The organism is Corallococcus sp. AB032C (genome assembly GCF_003668935.1).
Lineage (GTDB): Bacteria > Myxococcota > Myxococcia > Myxococcales > Myxococcaceae > Corallococcus > Corallococcus exiguus.
Window position 1 is genome coordinate 1 of sequence record NZ_RAWP01000104.1, and the last position, 15,536, is coordinate 15,536.

At 70.4% G+C, this 15,536-nt stretch carries 15 protein-coding genes; 13 read left to right on the forward strand and 2 right to left on the reverse strand.

The annotated features are described in order from the left end of the window. The first annotated feature begins 400 nt into the window (after positions 1-400). The 4 genes from D7X99_RS33350 (at position 401) to D7X99_RS33365 (ending at position 4,272) form a co-directional block, all read left to right on the forward strand. The gene (locus tag D7X99_RS33350) at positions 401-1,738 is read left to right on the forward strand and encodes a M24 family metallopeptidase (RefSeq protein WP_121781279.1); all 1,338 of its coding nucleotides are present in this window, start codon (positions 401-403) and stop codon (positions 1,736-1,738) included. 79 nt (positions 1,739-1,817) lie between these two features. Next, complete coding sequence (locus D7X99_RS33355; protein WP_121781280.1) at positions 1,818-2,594, forward strand: hypothetical protein; 777 nt, start codon at positions 1,818-1,820, stop codon at positions 2,592-2,594. An 11-nt stretch (positions 2,595-2,605) separates the two neighbouring features. After that, entirely contained in the window at positions 2,606-3,625 is a 1,020-nt protein-coding gene (locus tag D7X99_RS33360; protein WP_121781281.1) for a hypothetical protein, read from the forward strand. A 2-nt stretch (positions 3,626-3,627) separates the two neighbouring features. Continuing rightward, positions 3,628-4,272, forward strand: coding sequence for a hypothetical protein (locus D7X99_RS33365; protein WP_121781282.1), 645 nt, complete (start codon positions 3,628-3,630; stop codon positions 4,270-4,272). A gap of 45 nt (positions 4,273-4,317) precedes the next feature. On the opposite strand, the gene rtcR is transcribed toward D7X99_RS33365, so the two are convergent. Beyond that, the gene (gene rtcR / locus D7X99_RS33370; protein ID WP_121781283.1) at positions 4,318-5,949 is read right to left on the reverse strand and encodes an RNA repair transcriptional activator RtcR; all 1,632 of its coding nucleotides are present in this window, start codon (positions 5,947-5,949) and stop codon (positions 4,318-4,320) included. 145 nt (positions 5,950-6,094) lie between these two features. Between rtcR and D7X99_RS33375 the strand changes: the two genes are divergently transcribed. The 4 genes from D7X99_RS33375 (at position 6,095) to D7X99_RS33390 (ending at position 9,793) form a co-directional block, all read left to right on the forward strand. Beyond that, positions 6,095-7,330: an RtcB family protein gene (locus D7X99_RS33375; protein ID WP_121781284.1), complete on the forward strand. Its 1,236-nt coding sequence runs from the start codon at positions 6,095-6,097 to the stop codon at positions 7,328-7,330. Between the two features lie 188 nt (positions 7,331-7,518). After that, on the forward strand, positions 7,519-8,535 hold the full coding sequence (gene rtcA, locus D7X99_RS33380) for an RNA 3'-terminal phosphate cyclase (RefSeq protein WP_121781305.1): 1,017 nt from the start codon (positions 7,519-7,521) through the stop codon (positions 8,533-8,535). A gap of 136 nt (positions 8,536-8,671) precedes the next feature. Beyond that, positions 8,672-9,529, forward strand: coding sequence for an Fpg/Nei family DNA glycosylase (locus D7X99_RS33385; protein ID WP_121781285.1), 858 nt, complete (start codon positions 8,672-8,674; stop codon positions 9,527-9,529). A 6-nt stretch (positions 9,530-9,535) separates the two neighbouring features. Next, positions 9,536-9,793, forward strand: a complete 258-nt coding sequence (locus D7X99_RS33390; RefSeq protein ID WP_169832544.1) for a hypothetical protein — start codon at positions 9,536-9,538, stop codon at positions 9,791-9,793. On the opposite strand, the gene D7X99_RS33395 is transcribed toward D7X99_RS33390, so the two are convergent. Further along, complete coding sequence (locus D7X99_RS33395) at positions 9,794-10,453, reverse strand: hypothetical protein (RefSeq protein ID WP_120578571.1); 660 nt, start codon at positions 10,451-10,453, stop codon at positions 9,794-9,796. A gap of 107 nt (positions 10,454-10,560) precedes the next feature. Here D7X99_RS33395 and D7X99_RS33400 point away from each other — a divergent pair, with 107 nt between their 5' ends. The 5 genes from D7X99_RS33400 (at position 10,561) to D7X99_RS33420 (ending at position 15,534) form a co-directional block, all read left to right on the forward strand. Beyond that, positions 10,561-11,697 carry a PleD family two-component system response regulator gene (locus D7X99_RS33400; RefSeq protein WP_121781286.1) on the forward strand — a complete coding sequence of 379 codons (1,137 nt, stop codon included), beginning with the start codon at positions 10,561-10,563 and terminating at the stop codon, positions 11,695-11,697. Between the two features lie 87 nt (positions 11,698-11,784). Next, positions 11,785-12,534: a YebC/PmpR family DNA-binding transcriptional regulator gene (locus D7X99_RS33405; RefSeq protein WP_121781287.1), complete on the forward strand. Its 750-nt coding sequence runs from the start codon at positions 11,785-11,787 to the stop codon at positions 12,532-12,534. A 36-nt stretch (positions 12,535-12,570) separates the two neighbouring features. Continuing rightward, a complete protein-coding gene (gene ruvC / locus D7X99_RS33410) occupies positions 12,571-13,152 on the forward strand; it encodes a crossover junction endodeoxyribonuclease RuvC (RefSeq protein ID WP_120578568.1) in 582 nt (193 codons plus the stop codon). Continuing rightward, a complete protein-coding gene (ruvA, locus tag D7X99_RS33415; RefSeq protein ID WP_121781288.1) occupies positions 13,149-13,763 on the forward strand; it encodes a Holliday junction branch migration protein RuvA in 615 nt (204 codons plus the stop codon). Before ruvC ends, ruvA begins: the two co-directional genes overlap by 4 nt. A gap of 286 nt (positions 13,764-14,049) precedes the next feature. Next, positions 14,050-15,534, forward strand: a complete 1,485-nt coding sequence (locus tag D7X99_RS33420) for an ELWxxDGT repeat protein (RefSeq protein ID WP_121781289.1) — start codon at positions 14,050-14,052, stop codon at positions 15,532-15,534. The last annotated feature ends 2 nt before the right edge of the window (positions 15,535-15,536 follow it).

Sequence of the window (15,536 nt, forward strand, 5' to 3'; positions counted from 1 at the left end):
GGACCGGGTCGAGGAGCAGGCGGGGGACGGGGAAGAGGACTCCCGGCACGAAGGCGAGGAATCGCTCTTCGATTTCGAGGAAAGCGACCTGGATTGGGTCGCCAGCTACTGAGGTAACGGCGCGCGCGGTTGGATGTCCGCGCTCCACGCGGCCTTCGGGGGAGGGCCGCCGCTTCCAGTGGATTCGCTGGCCGTGAGGCCTGGCGGGTTCCAGGTGTCCCGAACCGGGGGGGACGGGATCCGGAAGCGTGTGGGAGCGAGGACAGCCGAGCGGGTGAGCAGGTGGGAATGCGCCCCAGGCCCTCCGTTCCCGGACCCATGGGTTCCGGGAGCGGGGGGCTTCGGTTTTTCTGGGGCGCGCTAGGCTGCTCCGCCTCCTTCTCGACCCGGAGTTCCCGACATGAACCGTTGGCGCGCAGTCCTACCCGCCCTGAGCCTGGGCTGTCTGGTGGCGTGTGCCACCGTCCCCGTGAGCGCTCCCACCACGCCACCCGTGCCGCCGCCGTCCCAGGAGCGGGCCCTGCGCGAGTCCTGGCTGAAGGAGCGGCACGGGCTGCTGCTGGACATGATGCGCCGGCACGGCGTGGCCATGTGGGTCGTGGTCAACGAGGAGTTCCACGATGATCCGCTGACGGCCTGGGTCGCGCCGCCGCTGCCGTACGCGGGCAACCGCGACGTGTTCGTCTTCGTGGACGCGGGCGACGCGGGGCTCCAGAAGGTCGCGTTGACGGGCTACGCCACGGAGGCGGTGTCGCGCTTCTTCGAGGCACCCCCGGTGGAGCGCAAGCAGACGGAGGCGCTCGCGGACCTGGACGCGCGCTACCACCCGCGCACCATCGCGCTGGCCATGGACGGGCGGCGGGGCGTGACGCGCAGCCTGACGCATGACACGTACAAGTGGCTGGTGGAGGCGCTGGGCTCGTCCGCGGAAGCGCGCTTCGTGAGCGCGGCGCCGCTCATCGAGGAGTACCTGGACACGCGGCTGCCCGGCGAGTTCACGCCCTACCGCGACCTGGTGGTGCTGACGGAGTCGCTGGTGAAGCGGGCGCTCTCCAACGAGGTGGTGGTGCCCGGCAAGACGACGGTGGGGGACGTGCGCCGCTGGCTCTACGACGCGCTGTTCGACGCGCGCGTGGGCACGTGGTTCCAGCCGGACCTGCGCGTGCAACGGCAGGGCATGAAGGACGGCTTCTCCCGAGGCTTCCTGGCGGTGGCGGACGAGGCGGTGGTCATCCAGCGAGGCGACCTGCTGCACGTGGACTTCGGCGTCTCGGCGCTGGGGCTGAGCACGGACTGGCAGAAGATGGCGTACGTGCTGAAGGACGGGGAGACGGACGCGCCGGAGGGGTTGAAGCGCGCGCTGGAGAACACTCGGACGCTGCAGGACGCGCTGATGCTGCGCGCGTCGCGGCCGGGGCGCTCGTCCGCGGATGTCTACGACGCGACGATGGCGGAGATGAAGGAGCGGGGCATCGAGGCCAAGGTCTACAGCCATCCGCTGGGCGCGCAGGGACACGCGCTGGGCGCGTCCATCGACTTCCGCGCGGCGTCGCGCTCGGAGGCACCCAGACTGTTGCGCAAGGGCTCGTACCTCGCCGTCGAGCTCAACACCGTCACGCCCGTGCCAGAGTGGGGTGGGCAGCAGGTGGCGGTGATGCAGGAAGATCCGGCGTACCTGTCGGACGAAGGCTGGCGGTTCTTCGTGCCGCGCCAGGACGCCTTCTATCTCATCCACTGACGACACGAAGGGAGCGGACGTGATGCGCGTGGGCAGACCATGGACGACGTTCGGAAGGGGGGCGTGCGCACTGCTCCTCATGGGACTCACGGGGTGCAGCGCCGCCAGTGGGGACGAAGCTCCCGCGCGGCAGGAGAGCCCCCTGGCCGCGGAAGCATCACTCCGGCCGCCGCGCGCGGTGGACAGCCTGCTTGGCCTGTTTGATCAGACAGCCTCCGTGGTGGAGGGTGAAGTCACGGACGTGCGCGGCGAGTACTCGCCGCGCACGGGACCGTGGACGGTGGTGACGCTGGGAAACGTGCGGGCGCACCTGGGCACGGCTCCGCGTGAGCTGCGCCTCAAGCAGGCCGGAGGGGTGCTGCCGGATGGACGCCAGCTCGTGGTGAGCCATGTGCCTCGCTTCGTCCGGGGCGCGCGCTACGTGGTCTTCCTTCGCAACACCGGGTGGAGCCTGTCGCCGGTGCTGGACGAGCACGCCTTCCGCGTGGAGTCGGTGGCGGGCCGCGAGGTGCTGGTGGGGGCCGAGGGCGGGCTCGTGGCGGGCCTGGGCTCGGCGGGGGTGCGGCAGACGGCGCCGGTGTTCGAGACGGTGGACCTGATGGGCGTCCGTCCGGTGCTGCGCGCGGAGGCGCAGGCCCGGGGGGCTCCGGAGGGGATGGAGCGCGAGGCATTCCTCTCGCTGCTCCAGAATCACCTGCGCGCGCGTGGGCTCACCGTGACGGGTGTGTTCCGAGAGGAGCCCGTCACCACCGCGTCGTCGATGTCCGTGCCGGTGACGCCCGCCGCGGGCGCGTCCGTGGTGCCGGGTGCCGTTCCCCTCCAGCCCGAGCGGGACCTCCCGCCCGGCCAGCCGTGATGAGGTCCGCCATGAAGACAACGACATTCGTGGGCGTCGTCGCGGCACTGGTGCTGGGCGGCATGGAGGCGGGCGCCGCCGCCTGGGACACGTGCAACGGGATGCCGGTGAAGTGGTACAGCGGGCCGGCCGTGTACCGGAACCGGTGCAGCATCCCGGACTCCGGCAACGTCAACACGGCGTACTGGAACGGCTTGCGGCAGTGGGATGACCTGTCCCACATCGTCAGTGGCTTCAACGTGAACGCGGCGACGGACTGCTCGCTGGACCACAGCGACGGGCAGAACGAGATCGGCCTGTGTGACCGTGCGTCCATCGACGGGAACAACGGCGTGACGTACTCCGTCGTGGGGCTGTGCTTCATCGGGGCCAACGGCATCGACGAGGCGGACGTCTGCATCGCCAGCGACCTGGACTTCACGCCGCGCACCGGCAATGCGTTCGGCACGTCGGGCCGGAGCACGTTCGTGCACGAGTCGGGGCACTTCTTCGGCTTCAAGCACGAGGGCGGGCACAGCATCCTGCGCACCTCGCCGCCGCACCTGGTGACGGGCGGCTACGAGTCCTCCACGCTGTGGCCCACGAACGCGCAGGGCATGAACACGCTGTACGGCTATTCGGTGACGAAGCCGAACCTGCTGCCGTCCTCCATGGGCGTGGTGGGGGACGTGGCGCAGACGCTGGACCCGGCCGGCACGAAGACGGTGTGCCGGGGCACGGCGCAGAGCGTGAAGTTCTACGTGGGCAACATGGGCAACGCGGCCGTGTCGTCCTACTCGATGCGCGTGCGCCTGAGCACGACCGCGCCGCCGAACGGTTACTACGAGTCCACCAACGTGGTGGGCACGTTCAACCACTCGCTGGGAGCGTTCTCTGAGGGCATCTACTCGCTGGGCTTCACGGTGCCGTCGTCGCTGCCCTACAACACGTACTACGTCTACCTGGACATGGATCCGGCGGGCGCGGTGGACGAGCTGAAGGAGAATGACAACACCACCGTCAGCGCCATGGTCCTGCGGGTGGGGTGCTGAGCATGCGGCACGGGGCCCTGATGGTGGCGCTGCTGCTGAGCGCCTGCGCGAAACCGAAGGAGGATCAGGTGACGTCGCGCAATGCGCTCACCGCGGAGCGTCCCCAGCCACGGGGCGCGGCCACGGTGCGGATGGACAAGAGCACCTACTCGGCCCCGTCCGTGCGCTTCATCGCCGACTTCCTGGGGGAACCTCCTGTGACCCTGATGCTGGTCGCGCTGAATGCGCAGGCAGAAGACGGGGGCACCTGGCGCTTCCGCATGGCGGTGGACGAGAAGTTCTTGAAGTCGAAGCACGCCACCGCGCGGATCATCCCGCAGACGGCGATTGGCCCGGGCCTCGTGGTGGTGGACTACCAGCAGCCCAACGGGCCCGCGATGATGATGGACGAGGGCACCCTGGACCTGACCGTCACCGGGAAGCAGGCGAAGGGCGAGGTGCGCGGGAAGGACGGCAGCGTGCGCGCGACGTTCCAAGGACCCCTCACCGTCGAATGCACGGTGCCGCCCACGTGGCTGAGCAGCGTGAACGCGCCCGCGGCACCGCCCGCGCCCGTCCCGGCCTCTCCCGATGAAGGGACGGTCCGGGTTCCCGATGAGGCTCTGTCCACGCCGCAATGCCGGGCCATGGCGGATGCCTTCCGCTGAAGCGGGCATCTCGCGTGGGCCCACCCAGTCGGGCCCACGGGGGCGTCACTCCGCGTCTCGGCCGCTCACCTCGGACCAGGTCAGACCGAAGCGCGCCAGGTACTTCCGGAGCCGGTCCGCGTCGTTGACGCTCTTCTTCTGCGCACGCGACTGAGCGAACAACGTCCGGCCCGCGTCTGACAACGAGCGCGCGGAGCGGCACACCGTCACCACATCCGCGAGCTGCACCCGGTCGAACCGGTCCAGCTCCGACGCGCGCGCGGCACCCATCACCTCCACCAGCACGTCCTCGCCCGCGGACGTCGCCGCCGCGCCCGCGGGCCGCCACTGTGCTCTCAGGCGGTCCAACTCCTCGTCCACCACCTCGCGGGTCATTCGTCCACCGGCAGCCAGCGTGGACATGCGCAGCACGGCCGCGTTGAGGTCGCGGAAGTTGCCGCTCCACCGGGCCTCGGGGGACGTGGCGAACCGCAGGAAATACTCCTGCGCCTCCTTGCTCATCGTCACCCGCGTCCCCAGCGTCTGGGACGCCTGATCCAATTCGTATTGCAGGTTGGGCGCGATGTCCTCCGGACGTTCGCGCAGCGCGGGCAGCCGGAAGGTCCACAGGTTGATGCGCGCGAGCAGGTCCTCTCGGAACCGTCCCCGCTCCACGTCCAGCTGGAGGTCGCGGTTCGTCCCCGCGATGAGCTGGAAGTCGCTCTCCGCTTCCTTGTCCGCGCCCACCGGCAGGAACCGCTTGTCCTCCAGCGCGCGCAGCAGCATGGCCTGCTCGTCCGCGCCCAGCTCTCCAATCTCGTCCAGGAACAGCACGCCGCTGTTCGCCTGCCGCATCAGTCCGGGCCGGTCTCCCACCGCGCCCGTGAACGCGCCCTTCACGTGACCGAAGAGCGTGGACATGGCGCCGTCGCCGCGCAGCGTGGCGCAGTTCAGGTCCACGAACGGGCCCGTCACCTGGTTGCGCGCCTTCTTCAGCGCGTAGATGCGCTTCGCGAGCCGCGACTTGCCCGCGCCCGTGGGGCCCGTCAGCAGCAGCGGCGCTCGGGATTGCACCGCCACCTGTTCAATCCGCTCGATGATCCGGTTGAACGCGGCGTTGTGCGTGTCGATGCCGGACTTGAGGAACGACAGGCCCTCACGCTGCTGTTGCCGGAAGCGCGCCGCCAGCGTGTCGTAGTTCGACAGGTCCAGGTCGATGATGGCGTGCGTGCCCACCGCCCCGTGGTCCTTCCCCTTGCCCGGGGACGTCTGCACCAGCCGGCCCGGAATCAGCCGGCTCTCCACCAGGAGGAACATGCAGATCTGCGCGATGTGCGTGCCCGTGGTGATGTGCACCAGGTAGTCCTCTTCCTCCGGATGGAAGGCGTGCGCGCGCACGTGGTCCAGCAGCGCGCCGTACGTCTCCTCCAGGTTCCACGGATCCCGGATGGGCAGTGACGTGAGCCGCACCTGCGTCTCCGGAGACACCTGCGCGATGTCGTCCCGGATGACCGCCGCCAGCGACGTCCCATGAGGCGGGTGCAGCAGCTCCAGCCGGTGCACCAGCAGGTCCTCCTGCTGGCACAGCGACACCGTGGGCCGCCACCGCGTCCAGCGGTTCGTCCCCATCCCCGTGTCCAGCGTCGTCCCCAGCATCCCGATGACGACCGTCCGCCGCGCCTTCGCCTTTTGAGCCATCAGGATACGTATTTATCCCATGGGATATGGATTTCCAGCCCGCCCAGGGGGCCTCCCTCGGGAACGGCGTTGGCACGCCGGCTGCTCTAGCCCCCCACGTGACCGGGACACAGAGCCCGGTCGAACGACCGAAAGGTGCAGCGCCATGGACCGGACGAACGCGAACTACGAAGTGATGTCGGACGAAGCGGGCCGCCCCATCAAGACGTGGACGGTGGGGGTGCCGTTCGAGGACGAGGCGAAGAAGCAGCTTCGCAACCTCCGCGGCCTGCCCTTCATCCACAAGTGGATCGCCGCGATGCCGGACGTGCACCGCGGTTACGGCGCGACGGTCGGGAGCGTGGTGCCCACGGTGGGCGCGGTGGTGCCGGCGGCGGTGGGCGTGGACATCGGATGCGGGATGATCGCCGTGCGCACGACGCTGCGCGCGGATCAGCTGCCGGACTCGCTGCGCGGGGTCCGCTCGGCCATCGAGGCGGCGGTGCCGCACGGCCGTACGGACAACGGCGGCCGGAATGACCGTGGCGCGTGGAAGGACTCGCCCGCGACGCATACCGGTGCCTGGGCCCGCCTGGCGGAAGGGTACGCCCGTATCGTCGCGAAGCATCCTCGCATCGGCCGTGGGCCGGAGCTGGCGCACCTGGGAACGCTGGGTACGGGTAACCACTTCATCGAGCTGTGCGTCGATGAGTCGGACGGCGTGTGGCTGATGCTGCACTCGGGGTCGCGCGGCGTGGGTAACCGCATCGGAAGCCACTTCATCGAGCTGGCGAAGCAGGACATGGAGCGCTTCTTCATCCGTCTGCCGGACGCGGACCTGGCGTACCTGCCGGAGGGGACGGAGCACTTCGACGACTACGTGTTCGCGGTGAGCTGGGCGCAGGACTTCGCGGCGATGAACCGCGAGCTCATGCTGCACTCGGCGGTGGAGGCCCTGAAGGCGAGCGGTGAACTGCCTCCCTTCGAGCTGTCCGAGTCCGCGGTGAACTGCCACCACAACTACATCTCGCGCGAGCACCACTTCGGAAAGAACTGCTTCGTGACCCGCAAGGGCGCGGTGCGGGCGCGTGAAGGCGACATGGGAATCATCCCCGGCAGCATGGGGGCCCGTTCCTACATCGTCCGCGGGAAGGGAAACGCGGATGCCTTCCACTCGTGCAGCCACGGCGCGGGCCGGGTGATGTCGCGCGAAGCGGCGAAGAAGCGCTTCACGCTGGAGGACCACGCGAAGGCGACCGCGGGCGTGGAGTGCCGCAAGGACGTGGACGTGATTGACGAGACGCCGGCCGCGTACAAGTCCATCGACGCCGTGATGGCCGCGCAGGCGGACCTGGTGGAGGTCGTCCACACGCTGAAGCAGGTGGTGTGCGTGAAGGGATAGCCGAAGGGTAACCCCACCCGCCGTCCTGCGGAGGTGCACATGCCGGGATGAAGACGCCGAGGCGCCCGTTCCCCCCAAGAGGTCCGCGAAAGCGGCCGTTAAGGGTGGGGGAGCGGGCGCCGCTATTTTTTGAAATCAGGGATGGGATGCTGCGCACGTCCGCGAGCGCGCAAAGGAGCACCACGCACATGGTTCGCATCGATGGTTCACAGGGGGAAGGGGGCGGCCAGGTGCTGCGCACGGCGTTGGCGCTGTCGCTGGTGACGGGCACGCCGTTCGAGATGGTCAACGTGCGCGCGGGCCGCGCCAAGCCAGGCCTCCTGCGCCAGCACCTCACCGCGCTCAAGGCAGCGGAGGCCGTGGGCGCCGCGGAGGTGACGGGCGCGGAGCTGGGCTCCAAGCAGCTGTCCTTCCACCCGCGCGCGTTGTCGGCGGGCAACTACCACTTCGCGGTGGGCACTGCGGGCAGCGCGACGCTGGTGCTCCAGACGGTGCTGCCCGCGCTGCTGCACGCGGAAGGGGCCTCCACGCTGATGCTGGAGGGCGGGACTCACAACCCGGCGGCGCCGCCGTTCGAGTTCCTGGAGAAGGCGTACCTGCCGCTCCTGCGCCGCATGGGACCGCGCGTGGACGTGACGCTGGAGCGGCCCGGCTACTATCCGGCGGGCGGGGGCCGCTTCCGCGTGGACATCCATCCCGCGAAGCTTCAGCCGCTCCAGTTGCTGGAGCGCGGCCGGGTGCTGCGCACGGAGGCCGTGGCCCAGGTGGCGGCCATCCCCTTCGACGTGGCGAAGCGCGAGCTGGACACCGTGGCCGCCGCGCTGAAGCTGCGTCCGGATCAGCAGCGGCCGGAAGAGCTCAAGCGCGCCTACGGTCCGGGCAACGTGCTGCGCGTCGAAGTGGAGAGCGAGCACGTGACGGAGGTCTTCACCGGCTTCGGCGAGCGAGGCAAACGCGCGGAAGTCGTGGCGGAGGAGGTCGCCTCGAAGGTGAAGCGCTACCTGGACGCGGGCGTGCCCGTGGGCGAACACCTGTGTGATCAGCTCCTGCTGCTGTGCGCCCTGGCGAAGGGCGGCAACTTCCGCACGGTGGCCCTGGACAGCCATTCGCTCACGCAGCGTGAGACGATGGCCTGGTTCCTCGACGTGAAGGTGGACGCGCGGGAGCTGGAGCGCGACGTGCACGAGGTGACGGTGCGCGCCTGACGTGGGGTAGGGCAGGGCGGTGCCCCCTTGTCCGGCCGGATGCCCGGCGGTCGGACGAGGTACGCGCTCAGCAGGGCTCAACCCATGGCGTTACCTCGCAGCCTTCCTACGTTGTGACCCGTGGGGGAGGCTGCGCGTGGCGGAAGTCCCCGAAGTCGAAATCATCATCCGAGACCTGAAGCAGGCCGTCGTGGGCCGGCGCTTCGTGGGCGCGGAGGTGCTGATGCCCGCGGCGGTGCGCTTCGCCTCGCCGCCGGACTTCATCCAGAACCTCCAGGGCCGCAAGGTGCTCGCGGCGGAGCGGTGCGCGAAGTTCATGCTGCTCACGTTGGATGACGGGCAGACGCTCGCGCTGCACTTCATGCTCTGGGGCGAACTCCAGTTGCGGCCCGTGGGAAGCGAACGGCCTCCCGCGACGCTCGTGGTCCTCACGCTGGAGGGCGACGAGGAACTCCAGCTCACCGACACGCTGGGCTACGCGCGCGTGGCGCTGGGGCCGACAGCGCTGCTGGCCTCGCAGCTCAAGCTGGAGGAACTGGGACCGGAGGCGCTCGACGAGGCCTTCACTCCGGAGGTCCTGGCGAAGCAGCTGCGCCGCAGGCGCAGTCCGCTCAAGACGGTGCTCCTGAACCAGCGTGTGCTCGCGGGGCTGGGCAACCGCGACGCGGACGAGAGCATGTGGGTCGCGGGCATCGACCCCCGGCGGCCGGCTTCGTCGCTGTCCCCGACGGAAATCGTCCGGCTGCACCAGGGCATCCGCGACGTGCTGGAAGAGGGCCTGCGGCTGCGCGGCACGCAGCGCGACCTGTTCGGTGTGCAGGGGCAGGCGAAGCACCGGCGCAACATCTTCGGCAAGACGGGAGCGCCTTGTCCCCGCTGCGCCACGCCCGTGTCTCACCTGCGCATCGGCGGACGCAACACGCATTGGTGTTCGCACTGCCAGCCCGCGGACGGCGCCGCGACAGAGGCCCCGGCGCAGACGTCACTGCTCTGAGCTGGTATGAACGGGAGCGTGTCCGACGTTCCCGTCCCCTCGCCCCTGTCCCTCGATGACGCGCTCGCGCGAGCGAGCGAGGAACTCCAGTTCCCCAGCTACTACCAGTCCAGCGTGCGGCCGCTCCTGCGCAACCCCGAAGGACGCTGGCCCCACTGCTGCGGCGGAGGCTGTGAGCCGTGCGCCCAGACGCTCATCCGCGTCGCGCTGCGTGCGCTCGAACTGATGGGCACGCCGCGCCAGAGTCCTCCGCCGGAGTTCTAGTCAGAACAGCCGCGTCCCCAGGCCCACGCGACCCGTGAGCCCCAGCCGCGTGTGGCCCGCGCCCGCGCGCTCCTGGAACGTCTCCACGCCCACCTGTCCCGCCGCGAGCAGCGACAGGTTGCCGCCCAGGTAGACCTCCACGCCAAAGCCTCCCAGTGCCTGGAAGCGCCGCTGCTTGTCGCCCGTGAGCCCCAGGTCGATGGGCAGGTCCACCAGGCCCAGCACCACCACGGTGTCCGCCACGCGGTAGCCCGCCACCATCCCCGGCAGGATGCGCACCAGCACGCCGGAGAAGTTGTCGTCGTCCATGTACGTGGAGCCGGAGTTGAGCACCAGGCCCACGCCCAGCGTCGGCGCCAGCCTGAACGCCCCGCTCCGCACCACCTCCTTGCGGCCCACGAGCTCCAGCGACGCGCCCAGCTTGAACCAGTCGAAGCGCGCCCGCGCCTCCACCTCCAGCGCACCCAGGCCCTGCCGGAACCCCAGGCCCACCTCCGGCGCGCCCGTGTAGCCATAGAGCGCCGTCGCCCCCGCGGGCAGCATCACCGGCGCCACCACGGAGCCCAGCGGGTCCTCCTGCGAGAAGGACACTTCGGCATCCTGGGCGGAGGCCAGTCCGGGCACGGCGAGGAGGGCGAGCAAGAGTCCAAGGCGCGTCATGGGCGCGCACCCTAGCTTGGGATGCAGCCTGGCCAAAACCCAACGAATCCAGGGACTTGGGGGTAGGTTGTACATTCGCAGGGGATCCCTGGAAGAATAGGGAATCCATGGTTGCCTACCTGCACGCCGCACCGCCTCCTGATGCCTCCATGCCCGGAGGTCCTGACGCACTCGACCTGCAGGGTGGGGCCGGGGGCTGGGTGCTGCTTGTGGGTGACACTCCGCGGCCCACGGTGGCGGAGGCGCTCGTCCGCGAAGGCTTCGACTCGGTGCACGTGGACGGCGCACGCGCGGCGCTGGAGCGGCTGGGCGTGGAGGCGGGAGGGACGCTGCCGGACACGGTGCCCACGAAGCCGAAGGCCGAGCTGCCCCGGCTGGTCATCATCGACGCGGACCTGCCGGACGGCGACGGCTTCAGCCTCTGCGGCGTGCTCCGCGCGGACCCGAAGTGCGCGCACCTGCCGGTGCTGCTGGTGGCGAAGTGCGCGGAGGAGTTCCACCGCGACCTCGCCGCGGGCGTGGGCGCGGACGAGTACCTGGTGGAGCCGGTGGACGCGTGCGACGTGGCGGTGCTCGCGCGACTCAAGGCGGGGCGGCGCGGCGAGGAGGACGTCTACGACGCGCACACCGCGAACCTGCCGCTCGGGGCGCTGCTGCGCGCGCTCCTGTCCGGCGTGCGCTCGGGGCGCGTGGTGCTGTCGGAGGACTCCGGCGCTCTCTTCTTCCGCCATGGCCTGGCGGTGGACGCGGCCTTCCACGGCGAGCGCGGCATCCTCGCGTTCCGGCGCATGCTGTGCTTCGGCTCGGGCGCGTACACGGTGACGTTCGGCCCGGAGCTGCAGCGGGGCAGCTTCTCCATGGACCGCCCGTTCCTGTGCGAGCAGGTGGAGCCAGCCCTGGAGCGCTTCGAACAGCTTCGCGTCAAGGGCCTGCCCCTGGCGGCGCGGCTCACGGTGGACTTCACCCGGCTCGCGCAGGAGCTGCCCTCGCTGCCGGAAGACGTGGAGCAGGTGGTGCGCCTCTTCGACGGGAGGCGCACCGTGCGCGCCATGCTCCTGGAGTGCCGCTTCCCGGAGGCCCTGGCCTACGAGGCGGCGACCCGCCTGTTCATGCTGGGCGTGCTGGTGCCCGCCATCCTGGTGGAGGAGCGCGAGCGCGCCCGGGAGTCCGCCGGACCGCCCCGCCTCTTCGAGCCCGTCCTGGCCACCGATTCCGAGCCGGAGCCCGGGCCGGACGCGTCGTGAGGGTTTGACTCGGGCGGCCTGCTCGGGGCACAAGGCCGGGAACGCCACGGGCTGAACGCCCGTCCACCCCACGCCGAAGCCGCCGCCATGTCCGGTCACAACCGCTGGTCGAAACTCAAACGCCGGAATGCCGTCCTGGGCGTGGCCAAGGGCAAGCTCTACTCCAAGGCCATCAAGGAGATGACCGTCGCCGCGCGCCTGGGCGGCGGTGACCCGTCCAGCAACGCCCGCCTGCGCGTAGCCGTGGCCCTGGCGCGCGAGTCGAACATCCCGCGCGACACCATCGAACGCGCCATCAAGAAGGGCACGGGCGAGCTGGCCGGCGAGTCCTACGAAGAGGTGACGTACGAGGGCTACGGCCCCGGCGGCGTCGCGCTCATCATCGAGTGCCTCACCGACAACCGGAACCGCTCCGCCAGCGACGTGCGCAACCTCCTGGGCAACTACGGCGGGAACATGGGCGCGGAAGGCGCCGTGGGCTGGATGTTCCACAAGAAGGGCGTCATCACCGTGAAGCCCGGCCCCACAGAGGACCAGGTGATGGAGCAGGCCCTGGACGCGGGCGCGGAGGACGTCGTGGACCAGGGGCCGGACGGCTTCGAGGTGCGCACCGCCCCAGTGGACCTGCACACGGTGGGCGCGAAGCTGGAGGCCGCGGGCCTGCCCCTGGGCGAACAGAAGTGGACCTTCGTGCCGCAGAACACCGTGAAGGTGGAAGGCGACAACGCGAAGCGCCTGTTGAAGCTGATGGACGCGCTCGACGACAACGACGACGTGCAGCACGTGCACGCCAACTTCGAAATCGACGAGTCCCTGATGGAGTCGCTGTCCACGTAAAGCCCCTGAAGGGGCACGTGGGAAAGGAACGGGCCGGTGCGGGTACTCGGCGTGGACCCTGGCAGCCGCTTCATGGGCTTCGGGGTGGTGGAGGAGAAGAAGGGCAAGCTCGTGCACCTGGGCCATGGCGTCATCAAGGTGGTGGAGTCCGCGCCCCTCGCTGAACGCCTGAAGGACCTGCACGCCGCCTTGAGCGCCGCGCTCCAGCGCTACCAGCCGGAGGCCGTGGCCGTGGAAGGCCTCTTCACGCACCGCAACGCCCGGAGCGCCCTGGTGCTGGGACACGCGCGCGGCGTGGCGCTGCTCGCCGCGGCGCAGGCGGGCCTGCCCGTGCACGAGTACGCCCCCGCCAGCGTGAAGAAGTCCGTGGGTGCCAGCGGCGCGGGCGGCAAGGACGCCGTGGCGCGCATGGTGCGCACGCTGCTCGGCGTGGAAGAAGCGACGCTGGAGCGCGCGGATGCCAGTGACGCGCTCGCCGTCGCGCTGTGCCACTTGAACCAGTTTCGCGTGGGGATGCCCCGCGCCAGCGCTCCCGGCAACGGCAAGCGCAAGGGGGCCGCGTCGGTGCTCGCGGACCGCCTGTCGTCCGCCTACCAGCGCCCGGAGACCCGCCGATGATCGCCCGGCTGCGTGGCAACGTGTTGGAGAAGGGCCCCGAGGATGCCGTCATCGACGTGCACGGCGTGGGCTATCGCGTGAACCTGTCCACCGTGTCGCTGGGCAAGCTGCCCGCGGACGGCCAGCCGGTGGACCTGCGCATCCGCACCGTGGTGCGCGAGGACGCCTTCGAGCTCTTCGGCTTCCTCTCCCCGGCGGAGGAGGAGCTCTTCCAGCTGCTCAACACCGTGTCCCGGGTCGGTCCGCGCATGGCCCTGGGCGTGATGTCCGGCATGGAGGTGGGCGAGCTCATCGCGGCGCTGTCGCGCGGGGAGACGAGCCGGCTCGCGAAGATCCACGGCGTGGGCAAGAAGACCGCGGAGCGGCTCGTCCTGGAGCTCAAGGAGAAGGTGCGCAACCTCCACTCGGAGGGCATCGCGCGCGGCGCCACGCCCCGCGCGCCTGTCACCTCCGGCAACAAGGCGGACCTCGTCTCCGCGCTGCTCAACCTGGGCTACAAGCAGCCCCAGGCGGAGAAGGCCGCGGACGTCGTCATCGAACAGCTGGGACCGGACGCCTCCTTCCAGGCCCTCTTCCGCGAAGCGCTCAAGGCCCTGCGCTCCAGTCCGTGACTTCCGGACACCGCTCCGCCCTCCAGGGCGAGACGCGGTGCTTCCTGGAGCGGGAAATCCTCGGAAAAAACGCGCAACTCTTTTTCCTGTAGGAAGCCGTTGTCGTCACACGGCGAACGCGCTGTTCGTTCGCCCGCCATCATCTGGCGATCCACGCCGCTCACGGGCCGACAACCCTGAGCAATCCTGGTCGGCCATGAGCTGGCCCATTCCGCTGCAAATATCAATTTCCAGCGCAGGTGCGGTGGTCCCGAAAGGACCGCGCCGCGCCCAGGAGGCGTGTGTCATGGCGACGTGGCGTGGTGTTCCGGTCGTCGTGCTGCTGCTCTCCGGCGTCATCGGGGTGGGGTGCGGCACGGCCGAAGGCGAGGACGTGTCAGCGGCGGGCGAGGTGTCGGCGGCGCTGGAGTCAGCGGCGTATGGAGGCCCGCAGCCGTGTGGTTCGTCGGCGCGGCTCGTGGGGGATGTCCGGCGCGGCGAGGAGGGCTCGGCGCCGGAGACGCTGGTGGAGGTGGACGGGCAGGTCTTCTACGCCGCGAGTGACGGCGTCTCCGGCCGCGAGCTGTGGGTGATGGATGGGCGCGCCACGGAAGCGCGCCGGGTGAGGGACGTGCGGCCCGGGGCGTACGGCAGCACGCCGCGCTTCCTCACGCGGATGGGCGGGCGGCTGTTCTTCGTCGCGGACGACGGCGCGCACGGGCCGGAGCTGTGGCTGTCGGACGGCACCGAGAAGGGCACGGTGCTGGTGGCGGACATCCGGCCCGGGGTGCAGGGCAGCGCGCCGGACGGGCTGACGGTGGTGGGCAGCCGGCTGTACTTCACCGCGGATGACGGCGTGCGCGGCCGCGAGCTGTGGAGCACGGACGGCACGGCGAAGGGCACGCAGCTCACGCAGGAGTTCGCGCCCGGGCCGGCCTCGCTGTACCTGGACGACCTGACGGAGTGGAACGGGAAGCTGGCGCTGGTGGCTTACGGCGACGCGGTGACGCTGTGGGTGGTGGAGGGGCGCAAGGGCACTTCACGGGCGCTCTTCCGCGGCCCGGAGCAGTCCGTCGTCTTCTCGCTGACGCCCGCGGGCAAGGACCGCCTCTTCTTCCTCGTGGACGTGGGCTTCGGCGAGGCCGACCTCTGGGTGACGAAAGGCCAGCCCCTCTTCACCTTCCCGCTCCGGCACTTCGCGGGGGACTACCCGTCGGAGCTCACGCCGCTGGGCAGCGCTGTGTACTTCATGGCCGGCGCGGAGGGCTTCTTCGGCGAGCCCGGTGACCTGTTCCACGGCGGCGAGCTGTGGAAGAGCGACGGCACGCTACCAGGCACCCGCCTGGTGAAGGACGTGCGGCCGGGGCCCGAGGGCTCGCTGCCCTCCGGACTGGCGGTGCTGGACGGGCGGCTGTACTTCGCGGCGGATGACGGCGTGCACGGCCGCGAGCTGTGGAGCTCCAACGGCACGGCGCAGGGCACGGTGCTGGTGCAGGACGTGGAGCCGGGCCCCGCGAGCAGCACCCCCACGGCCTTCGCGGTGCTGGACGGGTGGCTCTTCTTCTCCGCGACGACGGCTGGCCGGGGCCGCGAGGGCTGGTACTCCAACGGCGACCCGGGCCGCGTGGACCCGATGCGCGACATCGCTCCCGCGGGGATGGACGCGAACCCCCACGGGTTCGTGCGCGCGGGGGGCTCCGTCCTCTTCATCGCAACGGACCCGGCGCAGGGAGAGGAACCCTGGGCGCTGCCCTTCCTCCCCGCGGCCCGCTGCGCCCGCCTGGAGCCCTGAGC